The organism is Photorhabdus asymbiotica (assembly GCF_003634575.1).
Classification (GTDB): domain Bacteria; phylum Pseudomonadota; class Gammaproteobacteria; order Enterobacterales; family Enterobacteriaceae; genus Photorhabdus; species Photorhabdus asymbiotica.
Map to the genome: position 1 here is coordinate 273,137 of NZ_RBLJ01000003.1, position 19,931 is coordinate 293,067.

18 protein-coding genes and 1 pseudogene are annotated in these 19,931 nt (G+C 39.9%); 10 read left to right on the forward strand and 9 right to left on the reverse strand.

Annotated features, from left to right (window positions below):
* Positions 1–18: 18 nt before the first annotated feature.
* Together BDD30_RS13465 and BDD30_RS13470 are read right to left on the reverse strand one after the other, a co-directional pair.
* Positions 19–573, reverse strand: coding sequence for a fimbrial protein (locus tag BDD30_RS13465; RefSeq protein ID WP_041381565.1), 555 nt, complete (start codon positions 571–573; stop codon positions 19–21).
* Between the two features lie 82 nt (positions 574–655).
* Positions 656–1,195 carry a fimbrial protein gene (locus BDD30_RS13470; protein ID WP_041381563.1) on the reverse strand — a complete coding sequence of 180 codons (540 nt, stop codon included), beginning with the start codon at positions 1,193–1,195 and terminating at the stop codon, positions 656–658.
* A gap of 684 nt (positions 1,196–1,879) precedes the next feature.
* Here BDD30_RS13470 and BDD30_RS13475 point away from each other — a divergent pair.
* From BDD30_RS13475 to BDD30_RS13510, 10 genes and pseudogenes are all read left to right on the forward strand, one after another.
* Positions 1,880–2,455 (forward strand): tyrosine-type DNA invertase, encoded by a 576-nt coding sequence (locus BDD30_RS13475; protein WP_012776912.1) that lies wholly within the window; start codon positions 1,880–1,882, stop codon positions 2,453–2,455.
* A gap of 513 nt (positions 2,456–2,968) precedes the next feature.
* On the forward strand, positions 2,969–3,094 hold the full coding sequence (locus BDD30_RS24715) for a hypothetical protein (protein ID WP_282958038.1): 126 nt from the start codon (positions 2,969–2,971) through the stop codon (positions 3,092–3,094).
* Between the two features lie 814 nt (positions 3,095–3,908).
* On the forward strand, positions 3,909–4,517 hold the full coding sequence (locus BDD30_RS13485) for a plasmid pRiA4b ORF-3 family protein (protein WP_012776910.1): 609 nt from the start codon (positions 3,909–3,911) through the stop codon (positions 4,515–4,517).
* Between the two features lie 753 nt (positions 4,518–5,270).
* Positions 5,271–7,190: a lipase family protein gene (locus BDD30_RS13490; RefSeq protein ID WP_012776909.1), complete on the forward strand. Its 1,920-nt coding sequence runs from the start codon at positions 5,271–5,273 to the stop codon at positions 7,188–7,190.
* A complete protein-coding gene (locus BDD30_RS13495; protein ID WP_012776908.1) occupies positions 7,187–7,936 on the forward strand; it encodes a hypothetical protein in 750 nt (249 codons plus the stop codon). The genes BDD30_RS13490 and BDD30_RS13495 overlap by 4 nt, the downstream gene beginning before the upstream one ends.
* Before the next feature lie 78 nt (positions 7,937–8,014).
* Complete coding sequence (locus BDD30_RS23600) at positions 8,015–8,179, forward strand: hypothetical protein (RefSeq protein ID WP_012776907.1); 165 nt, start codon at positions 8,015–8,017, stop codon at positions 8,177–8,179.
* Positions 8,176–8,925, forward strand: coding sequence for a hypothetical protein (locus tag BDD30_RS13500; protein ID WP_012776906.1), 750 nt, complete (start codon positions 8,176–8,178; stop codon positions 8,923–8,925). The genes BDD30_RS23600 and BDD30_RS13500 overlap by 4 nt, the downstream gene beginning before the upstream one ends.
* Positions 8,926–9,005: 80 nt before the next feature.
* A complete protein-coding gene (locus BDD30_RS23605; protein ID WP_012776905.1) occupies positions 9,006–9,170 on the forward strand; it encodes a hypothetical protein in 165 nt (54 codons plus the stop codon).
* A 53-nt stretch (positions 9,171–9,223) separates the two neighbouring features.
* Positions 9,224–9,967 (forward strand): annotated as a pseudogene (locus BDD30_RS13505) (hypothetical protein).
* A gap of 191 nt (positions 9,968–10,158) precedes the next feature.
* Entirely contained in the window at positions 10,159–10,926 is a 768-nt protein-coding gene (locus BDD30_RS13510; RefSeq protein WP_012776902.1) for a DUF4123 domain-containing protein, read from the forward strand.
* Between the two features lie 672 nt (positions 10,927–11,598).
* On the opposite strand, the gene BDD30_RS23610 is transcribed toward BDD30_RS13510, so the two are convergent.
* The 7 genes from BDD30_RS23610 to BDD30_RS13540 form a co-directional block, all read right to left on the reverse strand.
* A complete protein-coding gene (locus tag BDD30_RS23610) occupies positions 11,599–11,751 on the reverse strand; it encodes a hypothetical protein (protein WP_012776900.1) in 153 nt (50 codons plus the stop codon).
* A gap of 548 nt (positions 11,752–12,299) precedes the next feature.
* A complete protein-coding gene (cas6e, locus tag BDD30_RS13515; RefSeq protein ID WP_012776899.1) occupies positions 12,300–12,974 on the reverse strand; it encodes a type I-E CRISPR-associated protein Cas6/Cse3/CasE in 675 nt (224 codons plus the stop codon).
* Entirely contained in the window at positions 12,961–13,707 is a 747-nt protein-coding gene (gene cas5e / locus BDD30_RS13520; RefSeq protein ID WP_041382685.1) for a type I-E CRISPR-associated protein Cas5/CasD, read from the reverse strand. The genes cas6e and cas5e overlap by 14 nt, the downstream gene beginning before the upstream one ends.
* Before the next feature lie 11 nt (positions 13,708–13,718).
* The gene (gene cas7e, locus BDD30_RS13525; protein WP_012776897.1) at positions 13,719–14,753 is read right to left on the reverse strand and encodes a type I-E CRISPR-associated protein Cas7/Cse4/CasC; all 1,035 of its coding nucleotides are present in this window, start codon (positions 14,751–14,753) and stop codon (positions 13,719–13,721) included.
* A 20-nt stretch (positions 14,754–14,773) separates the two neighbouring features.
* Positions 14,774–15,355, reverse strand: coding sequence for a type I-E CRISPR-associated protein Cse2/CasB (gene casB, locus BDD30_RS13530; RefSeq protein ID WP_012776896.1), 582 nt, complete (start codon positions 15,353–15,355; stop codon positions 14,774–14,776).
* An 8-nt stretch (positions 15,356–15,363) separates the two neighbouring features.
* Complete coding sequence (gene casA, locus BDD30_RS13535; protein WP_012776895.1) at positions 15,364–16,956, reverse strand: type I-E CRISPR-associated protein Cse1/CasA; 1,593 nt, start codon at positions 16,954–16,956, stop codon at positions 15,364–15,366.
* Between the two features lie 14 nt (positions 16,957–16,970).
* Positions 16,971–19,688 (reverse strand): CRISPR-associated helicase/endonuclease Cas3, encoded by a 2,718-nt coding sequence (locus BDD30_RS13540; protein WP_012776894.1) that lies wholly within the window; start codon positions 19,686–19,688, stop codon positions 16,971–16,973.
* Positions 19,689–19,931: the final 243 nt, after the last annotated feature.

Genomic DNA, 19,931 nt, shown 5'->3' on the forward strand with positions numbered 1-19,931 from the left:
CATTCTCTGAATCGATGATTAGTAATAATCTAGCCTGAACCGGACGGTGGTTCGATATTGCCCCACCTGTAATAACTGATGATTACCCACTAAGCGCATCGCGTAATTAAGGGTCATATGCCCTTCTTGCAAAGCACCTACCGGCAGTGGGGTCCCCGGATATGCCTGATTGCCCCGTGTATCAGTAATTTGTAACGCTACACCTCGTGCCACACCGTATAACCGGAAATTATTCCCATCCGGCGCACCATCAAACGTCACCTGAAAGTGACGCCAATCTGGTGTACCCGATGTCACTGAGGCAAGTACACAGTTAATCAAGCGGATGGAAAAGGGGCGTTTCGGCCCCTGTCCATCACGTATCACCCGGCTGACTGGCATAGTGGCCAATTCAATCGTTTGGTCACGACTACCCGCATCAATCGCACAGGCCGTATCAATGATGGCTCCTTGCATGCTAACGCGACCATGCCCTTGTGCTGCTCCTCGTGGAGCAATCGCTTCAGCACCAACAACAATGCAAGAAAACATTAGCATGCAGGGCACCACACCAACGACAGCATATCGGCTCATGACTTTTCTCCGGCTAAACTCATGCAAAACTTTTTATTAGGAAACGCCTACTGCCAGTAAGCGTTTCCATGCATGAAAAGAGTTATTGATAAGCTAGCTGGAAATTGGCAATACCAGTGAATTCACCTGGAACAACTGCATCAGGCGTTGTATCCCCCTGAAGATAAGCCGCAAAGTTGAGATCATTATTACCATCATGCAGCGCTACAGCGGGAGAAGGCGTGCCCAGTTTAATCTTATTCCCGCCTGCATCAGTGATTGCAATACCTGCACCTTTAGCCGTCCCTTCAATACCTAACAGACCGTCACCGCCAACTATATTGGATTTGGCACCGACAAACGTGGTTGTTACCGTACTTATCGTATCGGTAGTGCAGTTTTCTAAAGAAATTTTGAACGACCTGGAGGAAGAACGGCCACCGTTTTTCAACGCTGCGTTAGAAATAGCACCCATTGGTACAACCTGATCAACCGTTTCCGGTGTGATAGAACAAGGTGCATCAATGATAGAACCAGTAAAAGTCACGGTTCCATGACCTTGACTAGGGTTAGCTGCATTTACAGAGCCCACAGCTAGAACCACACCTAATCCCAGAGCCATAACCAATTTATTCAATTTCATGTAAGTTAATTCCTTGAATTTAAGGATAAAATACCCATAACCATAAACAAATAGCAGTGCAGGATTCCAACTCCATACACCAGATATCCAGCGCAAAATAGGGTTTTAAAATTTCGGATTAATATTTTTAAAACCAAACAAAATGCACCAAACTGTTTTATTTAGTTAAAAAAACTAATCATAAGTAATAATTTGAAGTAAAAATTCAAAATTACATACAATTTTGAATTTATAATCTAAGTGATTAACTAATATCTGATTGAATTCAGATGAACTAACTGATTTTTTACAATATATTAATAATGAAACATGAAAAATAGTAAAATATAATGAAAAAATCTCCTATATTATAAATAGTTAAATATTGGCAATCCTACATTACACAAAATTTGACTTAAGAGGTAGTTTTGTAGGAACATATTTACAGTTTGGTGCATTCTGTTTAGTTTCTCTTTATTACCTAATAGTTTCTTAATATACAATTACAAAGTTTACAAGCTGATATTTTCTATTAAAAAATGGCTATTTATGACTATCTAAAAACAGTCTTTATAGATTTTCTCCCAAATAAATAGAATTACCAGCTAATAATTTTATAATAGTTCTATTAATTGGTATATTCCGGTAGATTAATATTATTTTCTACCCATAACTATCTGCTCAAATTTCACAGGAACTATTTTCATGAAGAAGCGTAAATTCTTAACCAGACATGAAATTGATGCGATCTTAGAAAAAGCACGTCAGGGTCGTCATGCTGAACGAGATTACTGCATGTTACTCATGTGCTTCATTCATGGGTTTAGAGTCAGCGAGCTATGCAATTTAACACTATCCGACCTTGACCTTAGTTCAGAAATTATTCATGTGAGGCGATTAAAAGGGGGTTTATCAACAACACATCCATTAATATCTGAAGAAATTAACGCATTAAATCAATGGCTTAAAATCAGAAAGAGTTGGAGGGAAGCAAATACACCGTGGGTCTTTTTATCGCAAAAATCAGGCGCTATTTCACGTCAACAGGTTTATGGTTTATTAAAGCGATATGGCAAGCAAGCATTAGTCAGTATTTCACCTCACCCACATATGTTAAGACATGCCTGCGGCTATGCTCTTGCTGATTTGGGGAGAGATACGCGCCTTATTCAGGATTATCTCGGTCACCGCAATATATCCCATACCGTGATTTACACAGCGAGTAATGTAAAACGATTTTCCAGAATATGGGAAGTTCCGTCAAAAAGACTCCTCGATTAAAATATCTCTTTTTTACAAAAATATTTTAATATGAGTTGTTATTTTCCTTGAAGCCTTAAAATATCATCTGATTATCCAAAATCCTCGTCTATATACTGATGAGGATTTTTTATTTTATAAAATAACCATTAACATCATAAAATACTTTTATTTATTTCTTATAATTAAATTAGAAATAAATTTTTTTAGAAACTAATAGATGATGTTATTAAATAAAAATATGTATTTTTAATATCTATACCCTATGGATTTCAAGATGCATCGCGACGGCAAGGGAGCGAATCCCCGGGAGCATATACCCAATAGATTTCAAGTTGCAGTGCGGCGGCAAGTGAACGCATCCCCAGGAGCATAGATAACTATGTGACTGGGGTAAGTGAACGCAGCCAACAAAGAGGCAACTTGAAAGATGACGGGTATATCTAAATCCTCTTTTCACATGAATATACCCAATAGATTTCGAGTTGCAGCGCGGCGGCAAATGAACGCATTCCCAGGAGCATAAATAACGATGTGACTGGGGTAAGTGAAAGCAGCCAACAAAGCAGCAGCTTGAAAGATGAAAGGTATATAATACAAGGAGCCAAAAACCTCTTAGCTCCTTTTATCACACCATCAGTTCATCAAAGGCCAAAATGAAACTGCCTGTACGGCAGTGAACCGATCTGGAAAGATGATGGCATTATGGTTACTTTTCTAAGCTGCCTGTACGGCAGTGAACATCGGAATAATGAAATTGTTTTGTTGCTGTGTTTTCTAAGCTGCCTGTACGACAGTGAACGTTAGATATTAGCGTTAACCCGCTGATTATTAAAGAGCGATAGTAATAAAAAGTGAAAAAACCCTTTTTATAAGCAACAATTTATTTCCAATATAAATCAAAATGTTACGATTTACCGCAAAAAAAGGGTTACAACCAAAGTAGATCACCAGCCCCAAAGTATCGAAGGAAGTATTAAAACATGCTTAATACCCCACTACTGGTAGAATACAATGAAAATGTTGAAAATATCAGTAAATTAGCTGAAAACAGCAGCCGAGTTTACTTCCAATACGATAATAACTATTTACCCGTATAATAAAAGCTCTATCGCCATTTAACCTCAAATTTGATAACTCATTACAGGTTACATAGCCGATGATAAATGACAACTGGCATATATCCCCTTTTTACGACATTATGTATAGCCCATCGCGCTATAATGAACATATGACAGCTTTCAATGGTTACGGATCAAATATAACAAAAAAAACAATAGAATTAATGGTAGGGCTATCTGGGGCAAAAGTAATTATTAATATCGCTACTGAAATTTATGACATCGCTAAAGACTTTCACAGGAAGCTAAAGTTGTTGGTATTCCAACAATTTTAGCCAAAGAAATTCAACGAAATATTGACAACAAATGGAACCCGTTGAAAGAATCATTCCGAAACCCTTAGGAGATGAGTAATGAACGAGAAATTCTATCAGTTAAAAATTACCCTCATAGATTCACAACCTGCTATCTGGCGACAATTTGTCGTTCCTGCCTCGATCCCACTCGACAGATTGCATGATGCGATACAAATCGTTATGGGATGGCAGGATAGCCACTTGCATGAATTTCGTATTGGCAAGCAGCGGCTAACGGAAATGCCAGAAGAGCCATCTGATGGAGAGGAAGAAGGTTTATATCGCCTGATAGATTTAGTTAAGCAAAAAGGCCGAACGTTTAGCTACATCTATGATTTTGGCGATAACTGGGAACATGAAATTACCTTAGAAAACAGTAATTATCCTGAGAAAGATCTTCCTCTGCCTATTTATTGTCTGGATGGTGCACGCGCCTGCCCTCTTGAAGATACTGGCGGTGTCTATGGCTATGAGAATTTAATAGCAATACTTAATGACCCTTCCCACGAAGAATACGAAGAAATGCGGCAATGGGTAAATGGATTACTTGATTTAACGGAAAATGATCATTTCGATCCTGAACTATTTTGTCCAAACAGCATTAATGGCTTTTTAGCCCTTTATTATCGCTGGTCACGCGATCGTTACCAACCCTTGTGGAATTGAAAAATTTCAGATGAATCACTATTACGGACCTTGGTGCTTGATTTGAGCTACTTTTTTCATGGAACAAATAATATGTAATTCAGTATTGAGTGCAGTTTCGACGGTGTTGTAAATTAACTCCGGGCAAACTGCACAGGTACTTTACACAACAATCATACCGTCCTCGCTAGCCCACTCGCTTCTTCAATACAGGCACTTAAAATACCTAGCCCTGGCTAATTCTCAACTGAATGAGCCGTATCACACGCGTAAATATGTAACGCAGAAACAGGATATTATTCTCTTATTTGCCAGCAACGAAGATTTAACAATCAATAAAACGGATAAGCAGATGATGTAATTAATCATTTTAAATAGAAGATAAATAAATTCGAAACTTCTTTTTTTTCATTTTGATACTTTTTTAGGTCTATTTAATTATGATATCTGTTTTTAGCTTCTAACATTCTCTGATCAATTTATTTTTTGTAATATTAAAAAAATAAATTTTTTTCTTGCTATTCGATGACAATTTAATAATTATTGTTCTAAATTTCATCACATGGGTCAGATAAAGAATAGTTCGGGTTTTGTTCCTCTTATTCACAAGAATGAATCGAGTGGAAGTTCATGCCTGTAATCTTGTCGTCCAATTGACTATTCATCACCACATAGACTGTGCTTTTTTTGTGGCAATAGGATTTTCAGTATCTTATTTCTTTGGTGAAAAAATTAATCATTTCAACTTCTGACAGAATTAAGGAAATAATATCGATGAGCAAATTAAGCCCACTTGATTGTCTTGACTGTAAAAAAATTCTGAAACACTGGGTAGAATTTCAGTTGGTGGATGAACAGGGAAAACCGCTGGTAAATATGTCTTATAGCCTGATAAGCAGAGGACTACCGAATTATGTGCGTCGAGGGAAGACGGATGGTTTCGGAGTGCTCAGGGAAGAAGACCTGTCGGCTCATCCAGTGAAGTTGTATATTCACGCCCAATCGCTGGCGGATGAGATGGAACGGCGTCCGTTGCGGGAAAAACGTGGTGAAGAGGCATCGGTAGTGAAGCCAAAAGCCGAAGCGGAAGGTTATCAATACCAATATGTGACGATCGGGCTGATCAGTGATGGTTTGCCTGTGATTAAGGATTGGTATGATCCTAAAAAAATTCCGCCCCCTTATCATTTCCCTAACCCAGAGCCAAAGGGTTATGAGGTTCATCCGTTAAACCAGCGGTATGTATTGGAGGTGTGTCCGTTCCGAGCCTGGGTTTTGCAATTGCATCATCAGAAAGAGTATTCGATTGTGAATGCCTATAACCAGAGTTTGATGAGCGTGCTGGCTTATGCCGGTAAGGATGTCGATGTTGAAGGCTCTGTACTTCACTTTTTTAACCGGCAAATGGTGGATGTCTCGAAGCTGCCTTATCGGGTGGAAAAAATGTCGGCAACACCAGTGGTTTACGATGTGCCGTTCAGTGAACGTTATACCCGGGTAGAGTTTATTGATTCAGAAACAGCAAATAAACAGGGTGATACCCGACTGTTTTATATCGCCAGCCACAGTGATGCTCTTGTTAGCTGGCGGGGCACTGCCAGTCTGACGAATGACCTGACTGATGCGACTTTTCAGCCGTTAAGCTTAAGTTGCGACGATGATAAAGCCCTGTGCAGTGAGTTTATTCACCGTGGCAAAGTGCATAAGGGATTCTGGGAGGCATTCAGTCTGGTTGGGAAGTTAAAAGTTCCCAGTGATAAAACCAAAGAAGTATTCGGTGATATTCTGAATTTGGTCACAAGAAAAAGGTTATTCATCTGTGGTCACAGTCTAGGGGGCGCACTGGCATTACTGCACAGCGCACAATTGAAAGAAAATAATCCCTGTCTCTACAGTTACGGGATGCCAAGAACATTAACCCGCAGTGCAGTACAGGAATTATCTTCTATCATCCATTATCGCCATGTTAATGAAAATGACCCCATTCCTTTGGTGCCCTTTGAACAGGATATGGATAATGTTTTCTTCAATTACTGGACGCCCGCAGGGTATGAATGGGAAATCATGAAATTGTTGTCACCATCACCGATTATTCAGGCAATTAAACAAGCAACAGCCAGTAAAGAAATTTATCTGCATCATGGTAAAGTGGTTCATTTTTTAAAAGCCAGTGCCTGCCCGGAGTGGCTGATTGCCGCCAGTAATGTATCGCTGATAACGGGATTGAGTGCAGAAAAAATATTAAGTAATACAACAAAACTGTATTTAATTCCTGAGCTGGATAAAGAAACAGAACGTTTTTTCGCTCAAGCCGGTGAACAGCAAAATGCCCTGTTTAATCAGCTAAGCCCACAAGAACAGGATAAACTGTTTGATGAAAATAAAAATCCTGATTTAAAAAGCAGATTAGGTATTCTTAATCACAGTTCATATAAATATGCCGGTTATATTGATGCACGCCTTAGAGAGTTATGCGAACCAGATAAAACAACAAGTTATCAGGACAGCCAACGCCGATTTAAAGAGAAAATGGACGCTGAAAAAAAACTTATCCCAGATACTATTTACTACCGTAATCTCTGTTTTCTGGAAATGGATAAACAGTTAATAAAATCATTGGCCGTCAGTCAACAGGAAGAAAAATGGGTATTGGCTTTACAGCATTACTGCGATGGGAAGGAACTTTCAGTATGAGGATATTAAAAGTCACATTGTTATTATTACTGTTGTCTTTTATTTACTGGTCGATGGGAGATACCTTTTTTAACTGGCTATTTCCCTTTTCATCTAAGGGAAAAGGGCCATGGATAACGATGGACGGTGTTATGCCGAAATACACCGCGCCGTATGTGGCGGCAAGGTATATCTCAAAAGATTGTCTTAAATATGAGTTTGATGCGGGGATGTCACCTCATAAAGTACCGACTTATAACGTGCTTTATCAGGAGGTAACCGCAGATCCCAAAACCGGTTATTTTCGGACTAAATTGCCTTTTAGTGGCGGAGGCTGGTGCAAATGGAAAATCGAGCAAGCTTATGTATCAGCTTACTATACCGATGTCAGTCACCTGGTGAAAGATGCCGTACCCTATTCAGGGACAGGTTTAACCGCTTTTATCAACGATGCCGCACGAGAGCAGTATTCTGAAGCCTCTGAAACTCGCGCAGTGAATACAATAGATTATAGCCCGGTTATTTACCCTGTTTTGAAAATGGTTGAAGGACGTCCAAACAGAATTTCCTTACAGGGTGTGGTGGATTCATTTCCCTTTCGATTGCAATTAATTCCAGGAGCAGAATGGAAAATCACCTTTAAACCTAAGCTGGATGAAACCAAAATGCCGAAGGTCATCGTGACTAAAGAAAAGGAATTGGTTGAGTATCCTAATGGACACATTGAAACCGATACCCAAATGGTAGATATCCGTTACATAAAATAATGCCAGTGGGCTTTCCAGCAAGATAAATGAAAAGAATTACTATCATTGCTCCTGATTATTTAGGCAATTAAGGCGAAAATGGATACTGATAAAAAACTTATCCCAGATACTATTTACTATCGTAATCTCTGTTTTCTGGAAATGGATAAACAGTTAATAAAATCATTGGCCGTCAGTCAACAGGAAGAAAAATGGGTATTGGCTTTACAGCATTACTGCGATGGGAAGGAACTTTCAGTATGAGGATATTAAAAGTCACATTGTTATTATTACTGTTGTCTTTTATTTACTGGTCGATGGGAGACACCTTTTTTAACTGGCTATTTCCCTTTTCATCTAAGGGAAAAGGGCCATGGATAACAGTGGAGGGTGTTGCACCAAAATATACAAAGCCGTATGTGTCGGCTGTATATAAATCAAAAGATTGTCTTGAATATGAGTTTAGTGCGACTATGACACCTCATAAGGTACCAACCTATAACGGATTAAGTCTGGATGTAAAGGCTGATCCAGAGACTGGTTATTTTCAGGCAAAATTGCCTTTTAGTGGCGGTGGCTGGTGTAAATGGAGAATTGAGCAGGCGTTTGTAACTGTAGGTTATACCGATGTCAGTCATCTGGTAAAAGATGCTATTATGTCTGAAGGAGGGAGAGGGACAGGTTTAACTGTATTTATCAACGATGCACCTCGGACATATCTTAGCGAAACTGAAGCATTAAATACCATCAATTACAGTCCTACTATTTATCCTATTTTAAAGATGGTTCAGAGTTGGCCCAAAAGAATATTCTTACAGGGTGAATTAGGTATGCGTCCCTTTCGGTTGAAATTAACGCCGGGAGCAGAATGGAAAATCACCTTTAAACCTAAACTGGATGAAACCAAAATGCCGAAGGTCATCGTGACTAAAGAAAAGGAATTGGTTGAGTATCCTAATGGACACATTGAAACCGATACCCAAATGGTAGATATCCGTTACATAAAATAATGCCAGTGGACTTTCCAGCACAAGATAAATGAGAAAAATTACTATCATTGCTCCTGATTATTTAGGCAATTAAGGCGAAAATGGATACTGATAAAAAACTTATCCCAGATGCCATTTACTACCGTAATCTCTGTTTTCTGGGAATGGATAAACAGTTAATAAAATCATTGGCCGTCAGTCAACAGGAAGAAAAATGGGTATTGGCTTTACAGCATTACTGCGATGGGAAGGAACTTTCAGTATGAGGATATTAAAAGTCACATTGTTATTATTACTGTTGTCTTTTATTTACTGGTCGATGGGCGATACCTTTTTTAACTGGCTATTTCCCTTTTCATCTAAGGGAAAAGGGCCATGGATAACGATGGACGGTGTTATGCCGAAATACACCGCGCCGTATGTGGCGGCAAGGTATATCTCAAAAGATTGTCTTAAATATGAGTTTGATGCGGGGATGTCACCTCATAAAGTACCGACTTATTTAGTGCGACTATGACACCTCATAAAGTACCGACTTATAACGTGCTTTACCAAGAGGTAACCGCAGATCCCAAAACCGGTTATTTTCGGACTAAATTGCCTTTTAGTGGCGGAGGCTGGTGCAAATGGAAAATCGAGCAAGCTTATGTATCAGCTTACTATACCGATGTCAGTCACCTGGTGAAAGATGCCGTACCCTATTCAGGGACAGGTTTAACCGCTTTTATCAACGATGCCGCACGAGAACAGTATTCTGACTCGCGCAGTGAATACAATAGATTATAGCCCGGTTATTTACCCTGTTTTGAAAATGGTTGAAGGACGTCCAAACAGAATTTCCTTACAGAATGTGGTGGATTCATTTCCCTTTCGATTGAAATTAATTCCAGGAGCAGAATGGAAAATCACCTTTAAACCTAAGCTGGATGAAACCAAAATGCCGAAAATCACTATTACTAAAGAAAAAGAATGGGTTGAATATCCAAATGGCCGAATTGATCTTAATCGGCAATCAATAGATTACTGGAAAATAACGTCACCAAAGTCTACGGCAGACAAATAGAGAAATACGGCCTTAACACGCTATACAGATAACGCTACGAGGAAAACTGACCATGATAAATACCATATTACTCATCTGTTTAAATACCAATATCAGAAATAAGGAATCCCAATGAATGATGGATTAAAACCAATTTATGCTGTTCCAACACAACGGGAAACTAATTTGATTATCGATAACCAGGAGGATGTATGAATATTTCAATGACTTGGCAACAGTGGCTGCACGCCCCTAATAAACCCCCTGTTTTCTTTATGCTCAATTCATTGGCAGAACCTAACCCCGTTGCTCTGTTCTATACTAACGACTGGGTGGAGCAAGCTTTTCCGCTGTATAGCTGTACGCCAATGGATCACTTGCTGGCACAAAGCCCTTGGCTGATTCAGCCCAAATTAGGTTCATTGTCCATCATAGGTCATTTGCTTGACAGCCACTCCCTGAGTGATAACAGCTGGGGCTGGGCTTATCGCAGTAATGATCCTTGGTCGCAACAGCTGAATCACTGGCGCTCACGTCAGCAGGTGATATTGCATGAGAAAAAGGTGATTCTGCGCAGTATGGACTCGCGGGTTTTCAGCCAATTATTACCGGCAATGATCACGAGCGATTGGTCAGCATTTTTGACGCCAGTGAGTGAGTTAATGATCGATATGCCTGACTCCCAGTGGTATTCCCGCCCTGAAAATTGCGGTCAAAGTGGAAGTGAACAGCCCTTTGTCTTGGGTAATCATTTATGGCATACCTGGCATCAATCCGATTACGCCCTGAGAGGAATGTCATTCAGTATCTGTAATGATCTGTGGGAACACCACGGTGGACTGGCTAAGAAACTGGATGAGCCAGAAGGAAAGTTACAAGAAAAGATTATCGATTGGCTAAAAGAGCATCGGGAAAACAAAGGTAACATTAGCAACCTTACCAGTGCCGATTACTTACACATGCTGAATGAAAACACTTGACATCCTCCCTGCCCTAAAGAGGGTGTCGCAAAAGGACGGGGTTTTACGGCGCATCGGATAACCACGATATCCCCATATGCACAGGGAACACTTCACTCTCATTACTTAACTCTTTTCGATTATCGGTTTATCCCCGTAAATACGGGGAACCCTTTTACCCTGCCATCATCACAAAGCCTGAATCCGGTTGATCCCTGTGAACCTGAATAACTTTAGCACCCTATCGGAGTTTCCTCTCGGAGAGCAAAACCCTACAGGCCACAGGGAACACATTGCTATAGACAAAAATAGCTCTGTTTTTAGCGGTTTATCCCCGTCAGTACGAGGAACGAGTATATCCCTGTTGTATCAAACGCTAACTGTTCGGTTTATCCCCGTAAGCACAGGGAACATTTTACCAAAACCAGAACACATCAGTATCAGTTCGGTTCATCCCCGTATATACCCTTCATCCTTCAAGTTGCTGCTTTGTTGGCTGCTTTCACTCACCCCAGTCACAGAGTTATCTAGGCTCCTGGGGATTCGTTCACTTGCCACCGCGCTGCAACTCGAAATTTATTGGGTATACAAGAAACGTTTATTAGTACTTTTAGCCTAACATCCAAAACCGTTTATCCTCATAGTACAAGGAACACTGATTGCTGCTTCATTACATCTCTGTTGCTGTCCGGTTCATCCCGCAGAAACAGGAACGAAGGGAAAACAAATCAGAAGTGTCATTTTCATACGGTTTATCCCCGAAAGTACAGGGAACATTTCTTTAACCTTATACCCTTCATCCTTCAAGTTGCTGCTTTGTTGGCTGCTTTCACTCACCCCAGTCACAGAGTTATCTAGGCTTCTGGGGATTCGTTCACTTGCCGCCGCGCTGCAACTCGAAATCTATTGGATATATACTATTTAGAGCACTACTCGGTTCATCCCCGTGAAAACAGGGAACATTTAGTGAGCAAAATAAAGCATCACTCTTGACGCGGTTTATCCCCGTAACGACGAGGAACACCTCAGAAAAATGACCGACCCATTTTAAATACTCTGGTTTACCCCCGCAAATACAAGGAACATTCACATTATCTCATTGATAAGATTTATCGAGTTTGGTCCATCCCCGTCAGTACAAGGAACATTACTTCACGTTATCTCTTAACTCGTTAAGTATAGTGGTTTATCCCATTGAGCACAGGGAATACATTCTTTCTGGTCCGAATGTACACAGAGCTTATGTTCATCCCCGCTAGCGCGAGGAACGTGGTAATCATTTTACCGATGCTTTTTAGAATAGCGACTAATTCCTGCTCTATCAAGGAAATCGCAACGTTAATATGTTTATTCCAACGAAGATTATTGAATTACGATCTTCAATAAACATGCCATTATACTGTTCTGATTAACATTAATCCGCATCCCATAGCCTTAGCCCGACCAAACCCCTTTGCATACTGAGCCAAATATAAATCACTATTAGTAACGGTCAGCAGACCTTGAAAATCGACGCTGGAAAATTGTATCTTCTGCCCTTTCTTTTTTACGCTTCGATGCTGGGTATAACCTTCAACATCCAGTAAATCATCAAACTGAACACCCCATTTCTGCATACGACGATTATTCAGGAGCCAATTACGGGCAGCATCCTCCATCATGTCCTTTATTTTTTTCTGTTCAGTTTCCCCTCTCTGCCTTGCCTGAAACTTAGCATGCATCAAGACGTCATGACGCCGACGTTTTCCAGAAGGCTCGAAAGTACAGATTGTCGGATTGACACGTAATTTGAATGCTAAACGTTGTCCCTCTTTTAACAGTGGATAAAATGCTTTCGTTTGAACATCGAATAATGGTGATTCAACTTGCGGTGAAGTTTTGGACAAAACATAGAATACCGGTAATCCTATTATTCCAATTTCTTCCCGAAATAAAAATTGACGTTTTTCATCTTCTGAAAATAACTTCCATAACAATTGATGAGAAGTATAAACGCCATTTCCACCAAGTTTTGCCAATATATTTGCAGTCTCACTTGATTGTCGGAGCATAATCTTAGATAGATACATCAACACCCTCCTCAACAGAAAGTTGATACATAATACGTTGCCTGAATTGCCAACGCCCTCGATTAATCGGCTCATCCCAAGGATGGTTTATCAAGATATTTCTAGCGATCATTTCATCTTTATTCCCTTCCCAAAAATAAGTAACAAAGCCATTCGCTCTCAGCCATGATTTATCTTCTTTATCAGAGTGAGTCAGCGGTGGAAAAGGCGTATCTAATGCAGCCTTTAATTTCGATGATTTAATCAATTTAGGACAAAGAGGTAAAGCTGGCGGGCAAGATTTACGTCCAAGATACAAAACAAATACCGGTTTAAGTAAAGCATCCCGCAATTGTTCAAGAGTAAGAGAAGCATGCCTCGTTAATGAAATAGCAACTACCCAAATACCATCACAACGATAATCCCGATTCGATAATATGGTATTCAGTTTATTTACACTTAATTCACTTTTACGGCTCTGATGAACAACATTATTATCGTGAGTCGGGACTTGTGTCGTATGATAATCACGTATTAAAAAACCGGGAACAATTTGTTTAATTGCTATCAATACACTTTTTTGTAATTTTGCTAATTCAGATTCATTATCTCGTCGAATCCCTAATGCCGCCCCCAATAATCCCAAAATTGCAGAGCGGCCAGGATACAATTCCGTTAACCTCTCCCCTCCAATCGCAGGCTGTCCCCAGCTTGCCATAGGGCCATATAATCGGAAGACTAAATATGCTTTCATTCTGCCCCCCATTACTGCACCACAAATTCAAGCAGTTCAGCCAAACGCCCTTCCCCTGTAAATGCGTTAAATTTATATCGCTTATCCGCGCAATCACCATAAACCTTATCAATATTTTGCATCTGCTTTTCCAATGCATTAATTGCAGAAGGACCTAGATCACTGTCATTTATCGGTTTTAAAAATGCGACAGATAAAGAACGGGGTTGCTGTTCTCCTTTTTCAGCAAGAGCAAAACTGGCATAAGCGCGAGAAGCGAAACTATTTTGTTTACCCGTTGGCGATATTTTTATAGCGGCTTCTGTCAATGCTTTAATCGCTTTATTAGCAAGCACTTCATCACCGCCTAAATTCTCTATTAATTGCGTTTTATTAATACAGACATAGCTGTAAAACAGTGCAGCCGCAAAACCCGACTCCCCTATATGGGCTGAACCAGTATCTGATTTACCATCATTTAAATCATCCACCGCTGTAAAATAATCATCTTCAACGACAACACTATGTACACTAATTGCATGAGCAACCTGGCAAGCCGCTTCGACGTTAAATGCAGGACTTGAAGCTAACATTCGACCAAACAAGGCAATATCTACCGCCGTTTGCTCAGCTTTTAACAAATTAAGTTCTTCGGATGTCGGCGCTCGGTTTTCTTGCGCCAATATAGCAACCAGCGACATAACAGACCGTTGCTCTGCCGGGCTGATATGTGCCAATTGTTCAATTTCTAACGCATCTTTTTTCGTTTTTCCAAAAACACCCGCAATCGTTGAAGCTAATGCCTTAGCCGATTTTTCTTTCACGCCGGCACTGAGCAAGGCTTCAAATACCTTAATACCAAAACGCTTTGTGCGAATACCAATATTCTCTGATAACGCTTGCTCAAATAATTCAGAAGTACGCCAGTGACGTTTCAAACTTTGAGAACTCACACGTAAACGTTCAAATCCCCCCATTTTGGCTGTTTTAGGGCGACCTAAATCATCACGATTAAGGTTAGATGGCGCATAGGAAGTTAACAGGTGTAATTGAATAAACTGACTCATAATAATTATCCCAGAATTAATTAACGAAAATCTGATAAATCAATCGATTTGCCGCTTGCAGCACGGTAATAATCCATAACCCATTTCACATTGATACGCTTATCTGCCCTACATGGCTGTAATTGTCCATATTCAGCAAACCATTCTTCAATATCCTGAGCCAAAGCCAGAACAGAAATATTACCTTTTACTTGCTGTAGAATTCGACGTAATCGGCGTAATAATTCATTAGGCGTTTTAGCACTTTGTAATTGTGAAAATCTCAATTCACTGACAACCGATTTATTTCCTCCACCTTTCCTACCTGCTGCTACCCCCAACTTTATGTTACTGTTACTTCTAACATAAACTAATGCGACCGCTATCATCGCCCAATATTCTATTTTTACCGGATTACTAGATAAACTAATTTCATCAGGTAAGTGGAGCCATAAATCGCGAAAGCCTTCAGTTAACATGGCCATTTCGATATTTTCACAGCGCTTCAGTTGAGCTTTATAAGTAGAAGGTGCCGGAGTAATACCTTTCTCTTTTAATTGTTCTGGTGATAAAAACATGCTTTGCCACCAGCGCAACAATATGATTTCAATTTTACAGTCCATGACTCTTCCTATTTACCAGATTGAATATGGTTATTGGAAATAAATATTTTGATCTCTCTTAAAGCATTCTGGCCATACAACCCCATCATTAACTGCTGACGCGCTTTGATACGTCTCGCGACTGAACGCTCATTGCCAAGCACAGATAATTCAATATGTTCATCAAATAAATCTCTACAAAGATGGCACAAGGTATTGAGCCAATGTTCGGCTTGCTCAGGAGTAAGAATAGGCTTCTTTTGTTTTGCATTATCGATAAGTTGATAAGCGATTGAAAAGAATAAAGACTCACTGCGTTGCCAAAAAATCAGGTCAATAAAAGCAATATCGCCTTTTACATCAATAGGCTTTTCAAACCAAGCCGCTTTTATCTGGTTTCGGCATAGCCAAATTACATTGGTTGCCAGCTTTTGTAATTCTTTGACTTGATTCAGAACCTGTTCTTGTTGTTCCGGTAAGACAAAAAATAATGGCATAGAGACAGAATACCAGCAACGTGCTTTCATATTATCCATATCGTAGCCAAACACCCACAAACGAGGCATTACACTTTGTAGTTCAGTAAAATCACGACATAAAGCATAAAAATGGCTTACTACAGGCGCACAACGTTGTCCTCTATCCCGATGGCTAAAAACCAAAATATCCCAGATTTTATATGTCACCCCTCCCGGTTGGCCTTTCAGAGATAACTGTTCTGTTGGTCTTTTAGTATCCCATTTATAAGGTGTTAACGGATGAACCCAATTACCGGAGTAATTGCCACCATAGTTTTGTGCACGATATTCAGAAACAGTCAACGCAGAACACTTACCTGAAACTTTGCAAACTTGCTTATTCTTCATTACAACAAGACGTATACGTCTCGGCATCGCCCAATACATATGTAAAGGATGAACATCCGCAGCACAAATTTCCGTCCCTTGCTCAACACTCACTTTTGTTGGTGCTAACCAAGGAAAAACTTGGGCACTCGTCAAATCAGGCTCCGCATAATGCCATTCGCTGCGATTAATGACGTTTAACCATAGTTTTCGCCATAACGTTACATCATGTTGTGGCAGCAATAATGTGGTTAATGGTCCTCCGCCCCGTAATCCAACACGGTGCCCCGATCCCCCCGACGGCGCATTAATTTGTAAGGTAAAAAGTGCCAATGCTGCCATTTCAAGAGACATCACATCCCCAACACCTCGTTTAATAAAATGATCCGTATTAAGTTTTAAACCATTAGCTCCCGGTGCTTCAATTAATAGCCCAGCAACGGTGGTTGATTTTATTTTTCGCAGCGGATCAAAATCCTGCATAAAAAGAGGCCCTGTACCAGTAACATTAAAAGCATGTACAACTTTATTAAAAGCTTGTTGTAATGTTTTCTTATCAGGTGATACTTGATACAGAGAATGCCATTGATATTTATCTTTCGGCGCAAAAACAGTTTGCAATAAACCAATAGCAAATTGGTAAGCAGCTCCTTGAAAATCAGCTCGCGGTAACGCAAAGTCCATAACATCATGATCACATATCGCATTCATAGGCAGTATTTTTTCACTACCATCACGTAAGCGGAAAGGTAACCACGGGTCCTGAACTAAGTTCATAACGCCTCCTGCTTTTATTTTTTACAAAAGCCTATTGTTGAAAAATAAGTAAAATTCGGATCTTTTTCTGGCAACCAAGGTTGCAAGTATTTAATTTGATGGTATCGCTGTTGCAATCTATTGAGCGCCGGAATTAATTTAGTCGGAATTCGGGCTAATTTATCCGCATATTTATTTTTAGATAATTTAACCGTACTTAATGGCACTGAAAACTCAGCCGCATTTACCCATGGTACGAGTTGTCCCGAATCGGTCTGTCTAAGTAATAACACCTCAACAGTTTCAATATCGCAGTAGCGCGTATTAATACCTGAATTATCTTCATACCAACTGTCCGCACTTCGATCACAGTAACCATATAACTGCCATTGCAACCAATAAGATTTAGCTTTAGCTGCCTGACTTCGCTCTTCGCCAATTAATTCATCTTCTCGATGTCTTAGCGCTTCAGGTATTTGTTCATCATCGTAACCATAAACTGCTTCAATTAATTGGCGGGCATCCGTAGGCATACGTATTGCCCCTAATTTTCTCAATACTCGCATGCCTAACCACAAACGTGCCGGAGATCGATAAACATATTGTGTATTACGGAAATTATGGCTTAACCAATCTGATTCAGGATTTTCCTTCCAGTTAGGAGCATGGACAAAGAGTACTGGAGCAGAGCGTGAGTCTTTAATGCCATGTTGATAAATACCATCACTATCACGCGTATGGCGATGTAAACGTCCAGATCGCTGAATCAGATCATCGATAGGACAAATATCTGAAATCATAACATCGGCATCAGTATCTAAACTTTCCTGAAACACTCGCGTAGCAATTAACGCCTTGCCCCGACGCATCTCACCATAGCTATTTTTACCAAAGATCGTCAGCACACGACTTTCAATTTCTTTTCGATGTTGCAGTACAAATCGGCTATGAAATAATAAGCAACGCTCAGGTTCAGTGAGCAAATTTCGCAACGCTTGATAAGCTTCGATTGCATCATCTACTGTATTCCGAATCCAAACTACGCATTGCCCTTGTACAATTGCGGCCAATACTTTTTCAACACAACTTCCAAAGCTATTTAAGAACTCGACCTTAACTTCCCGATTAACGTCTTTTCGACTCGATAATGGTTGTTCAATAATGGGTGCTACAAGGTTTAAATCTATTTTTGTTGCTAGCGGGAAATCAATTTTTCGCAGTAATTGAGAATTCAATCCACCCGTATTCAACCAAATATCCGCTAAACGTTGACGCTGTTTAAGGGTCAGTGTTGCTGTTAATAAAATAGCCGAACCACCCTGATAAAGGTGCAACGCTAATAAATTTTCCAGTAAATTAAACATAAATTCATCAGCAGCATGGACTTCATCAACGATTAATACCTTGTGATTAAGCCCCAATAATCTCAATGATTGATGACGCCTTGGTAATACAGCCAATAATGCTTGATCAATGGTTCCGATACCAATAGGCGCTAACAGTGCTTTTTTACGTGAGTCTGCTAACCACTGACTACACAGCGCTGAAGCCGTGATATCTTTTTTACCATCTCTGCTATCCGTATATCCTGAGACCAAAGCAGCGGCACGAAATTGCTCATTCATCCTCCGTACATCATGAGCCAAAACAATATTTGGCCCGCTACCATCTTGTGTCGATAGCATTTGTTGATAATGCTCAACCACTCGGTTAAACATTGCATCGGATGTCGCCATACTAGGCAGACCGAAATAAAAACCATCAGCAGCTTTTGCTTGCATCAAACGATGTGTGAGCGCTAATGCCGCTTCTGTCTTTCCTGCCCCTGATACATCTTCCAAAATGAATAATTGGGGAGAATTATCTATTGGTATTGATTCAGCCCATTGTTGCAAAGGAGTTGCGGCAAACCCGTAATATTCTTGTATGGAAATAAATGGTTTTACTATTGGCACCTTACCTAATTCTGTCGCCAGAACCGCTTTTTTTGCCACTATTTGCGCATATTGCCAATAATCCGTTAATGGCATAGGTTCAGACTGATATTTAAAATAGTGATTATCAGAACCAATCCAATCCGCCAATACCGTAATACCGGCAAACTGCCAACTCACTTGCTCTAATCGTCGTCGCCATTCTTTAGATTGTAGTTTTTCAATAGGAAACTCAGGTTGTAATAATTCAATTAAATGATGAGTAAAGAGTGTAGCAGCATTGAAGTTATGAGGTTCAGTAAAACGTTTAATCGTTTTATAGTCTGTTTTATCAATTGGCTGGCCATGATGTCCTAACACACAATCCATGAACACCATTAAGGTATCAAGCATTTCTTGCTGCTCTCCTTGCTCAATACCTTCAATATTAACGAGTCTCTTAAGTAACTGAGTTTTGATATTTTCCCAAAAATATAACCCCAGACGAGCATGGCTAAAATAACGGCCATTATATTTCTTCAAGCAATAGGGTTTAAACAGACCGACTGCTTGATGGGAAAACAATCTTTGAAAAGCAGACGCAAATTTACCAATATCGTGCAAAGCTAATACAAAAGAGGCTATGCTTTGTAATTGCTTCGCAGATAATGCCAGAAAACTAGCAAGATCTTTGGTCAATGATCTTTCTAAAGAAAGTAGCTCTATTCCTACCGCAGCCACATCCAAACAATGATAGGGAAGTAGATGATAATCTGCATTATTAGCCTCTGGCTCTTGCTTCGACTTACCCCAGTATTGAAAATAAATTGGTATTTCCATCTAAAACCCTTCACTTAAACACTTTTTCAACATACTTTTAGAACATAATGCGAAAATTTAGATCAAAAAAATACTACTTTCTGTTTTTTTAGGATAATTCTGTATAACCCACCCATCCAAACAGATTAAATTTCACACTGCCCCCTCCAAACATCAACCTGAATTAGCATGACATCGTATTGCAATAAAACAGCTTGATTGGATAATCCACCGATAAATAGGTATTTGATAAATAGAGAGAAT

What these genes read in the sequence shown, in the direction of transcription:
- BDD30_RS23600 (WP_012776907.1), top strand. Translation starts at nt 8,015, where the DNA reads ATGGATACTGATAAAAAACTTATCCCAGATACTATTTACTATCGTAAT.
- BDD30_RS13540 (WP_012776894.1), bottom strand. Translation starts at nt 19,688, where the DNA reads ATGGAAATACCAATTTATTTTCAATACTGGGGTAAGTCGAAGCAAGAG.
- BDD30_RS23605 (WP_012776905.1), top strand. Translation starts at nt 9,006, where the DNA reads ATGGATACTGATAAAAAACTTATCCCAGATGCCATTTACTACCGTAAT.
- BDD30_RS13495 (WP_012776908.1), top strand. Translation starts at nt 7,187, where the DNA reads ATGAGGATATTAAAAGTCACATTGTTATTATTACTGTTGTCTTTTATT.
- casA (WP_012776895.1), bottom strand. Translation starts at nt 16,956, where the DNA reads ATGAACTTAGTTCAGGACCCGTGGTTACCTTTCCGCTTACGTGATGGT.
- BDD30_RS13470 (WP_041381563.1), bottom strand. Translation starts at nt 1,195, where the DNA reads ATGAAATTGAATAAATTGGTTATGGCTCTGGGATTAGGTGTGGTTCTA.
- cas6e (WP_012776899.1), bottom strand. Translation starts at nt 12,974, where the DNA reads ATGTATCTATCTAAGATTATGCTCCGACAATCAAGTGAGACTGCAAAT.
- cas7e (WP_012776897.1), bottom strand. Translation starts at nt 14,753, where the DNA reads ATGAGTCAGTTTATTCAATTACACCTGTTAACTTCCTATGCGCCATCT.
- cas5e (WP_041382685.1), bottom strand. Translation starts at nt 13,707, where the DNA reads ATGAAAGCATATTTAGTCTTCCGATTATATGGCCCTATGGCAAGCTGG.
- BDD30_RS13500 (WP_012776906.1), top strand. Translation starts at nt 8,176, where the DNA reads ATGAGGATATTAAAAGTCACATTGTTATTATTACTGTTGTCTTTTATT.
- BDD30_RS13475 (WP_012776912.1), top strand. Translation starts at nt 1,880, where the DNA reads ATGAAGAAGCGTAAATTCTTAACCAGACATGAAATTGATGCGATCTTA.
- casB (WP_012776896.1), bottom strand. Translation starts at nt 15,355, where the DNA reads ATGGACTGTAAAATTGAAATCATATTGTTGCGCTGGTGGCAAAGCATG.
- BDD30_RS13510 (WP_012776902.1), top strand. Translation starts at nt 10,159, where the DNA reads ATGAATATTTCAATGACTTGGCAACAGTGGCTGCACGCCCCTAATAAA.
- BDD30_RS13465 (WP_041381565.1), bottom strand. Translation starts at nt 573, where the DNA reads ATGAGCCGATATGCTGTCGTTGGTGTGGTGCCCTGCATGCTAATGTTT.
- BDD30_RS13485 (WP_012776910.1), top strand. Translation starts at nt 3,909, where the DNA reads ATGAACGAGAAATTCTATCAGTTAAAAATTACCCTCATAGATTCACAA.
- BDD30_RS13490 (WP_012776909.1), top strand. Translation starts at nt 5,271, where the DNA reads ATGAGCAAATTAAGCCCACTTGATTGTCTTGACTGTAAAAAAATTCTG.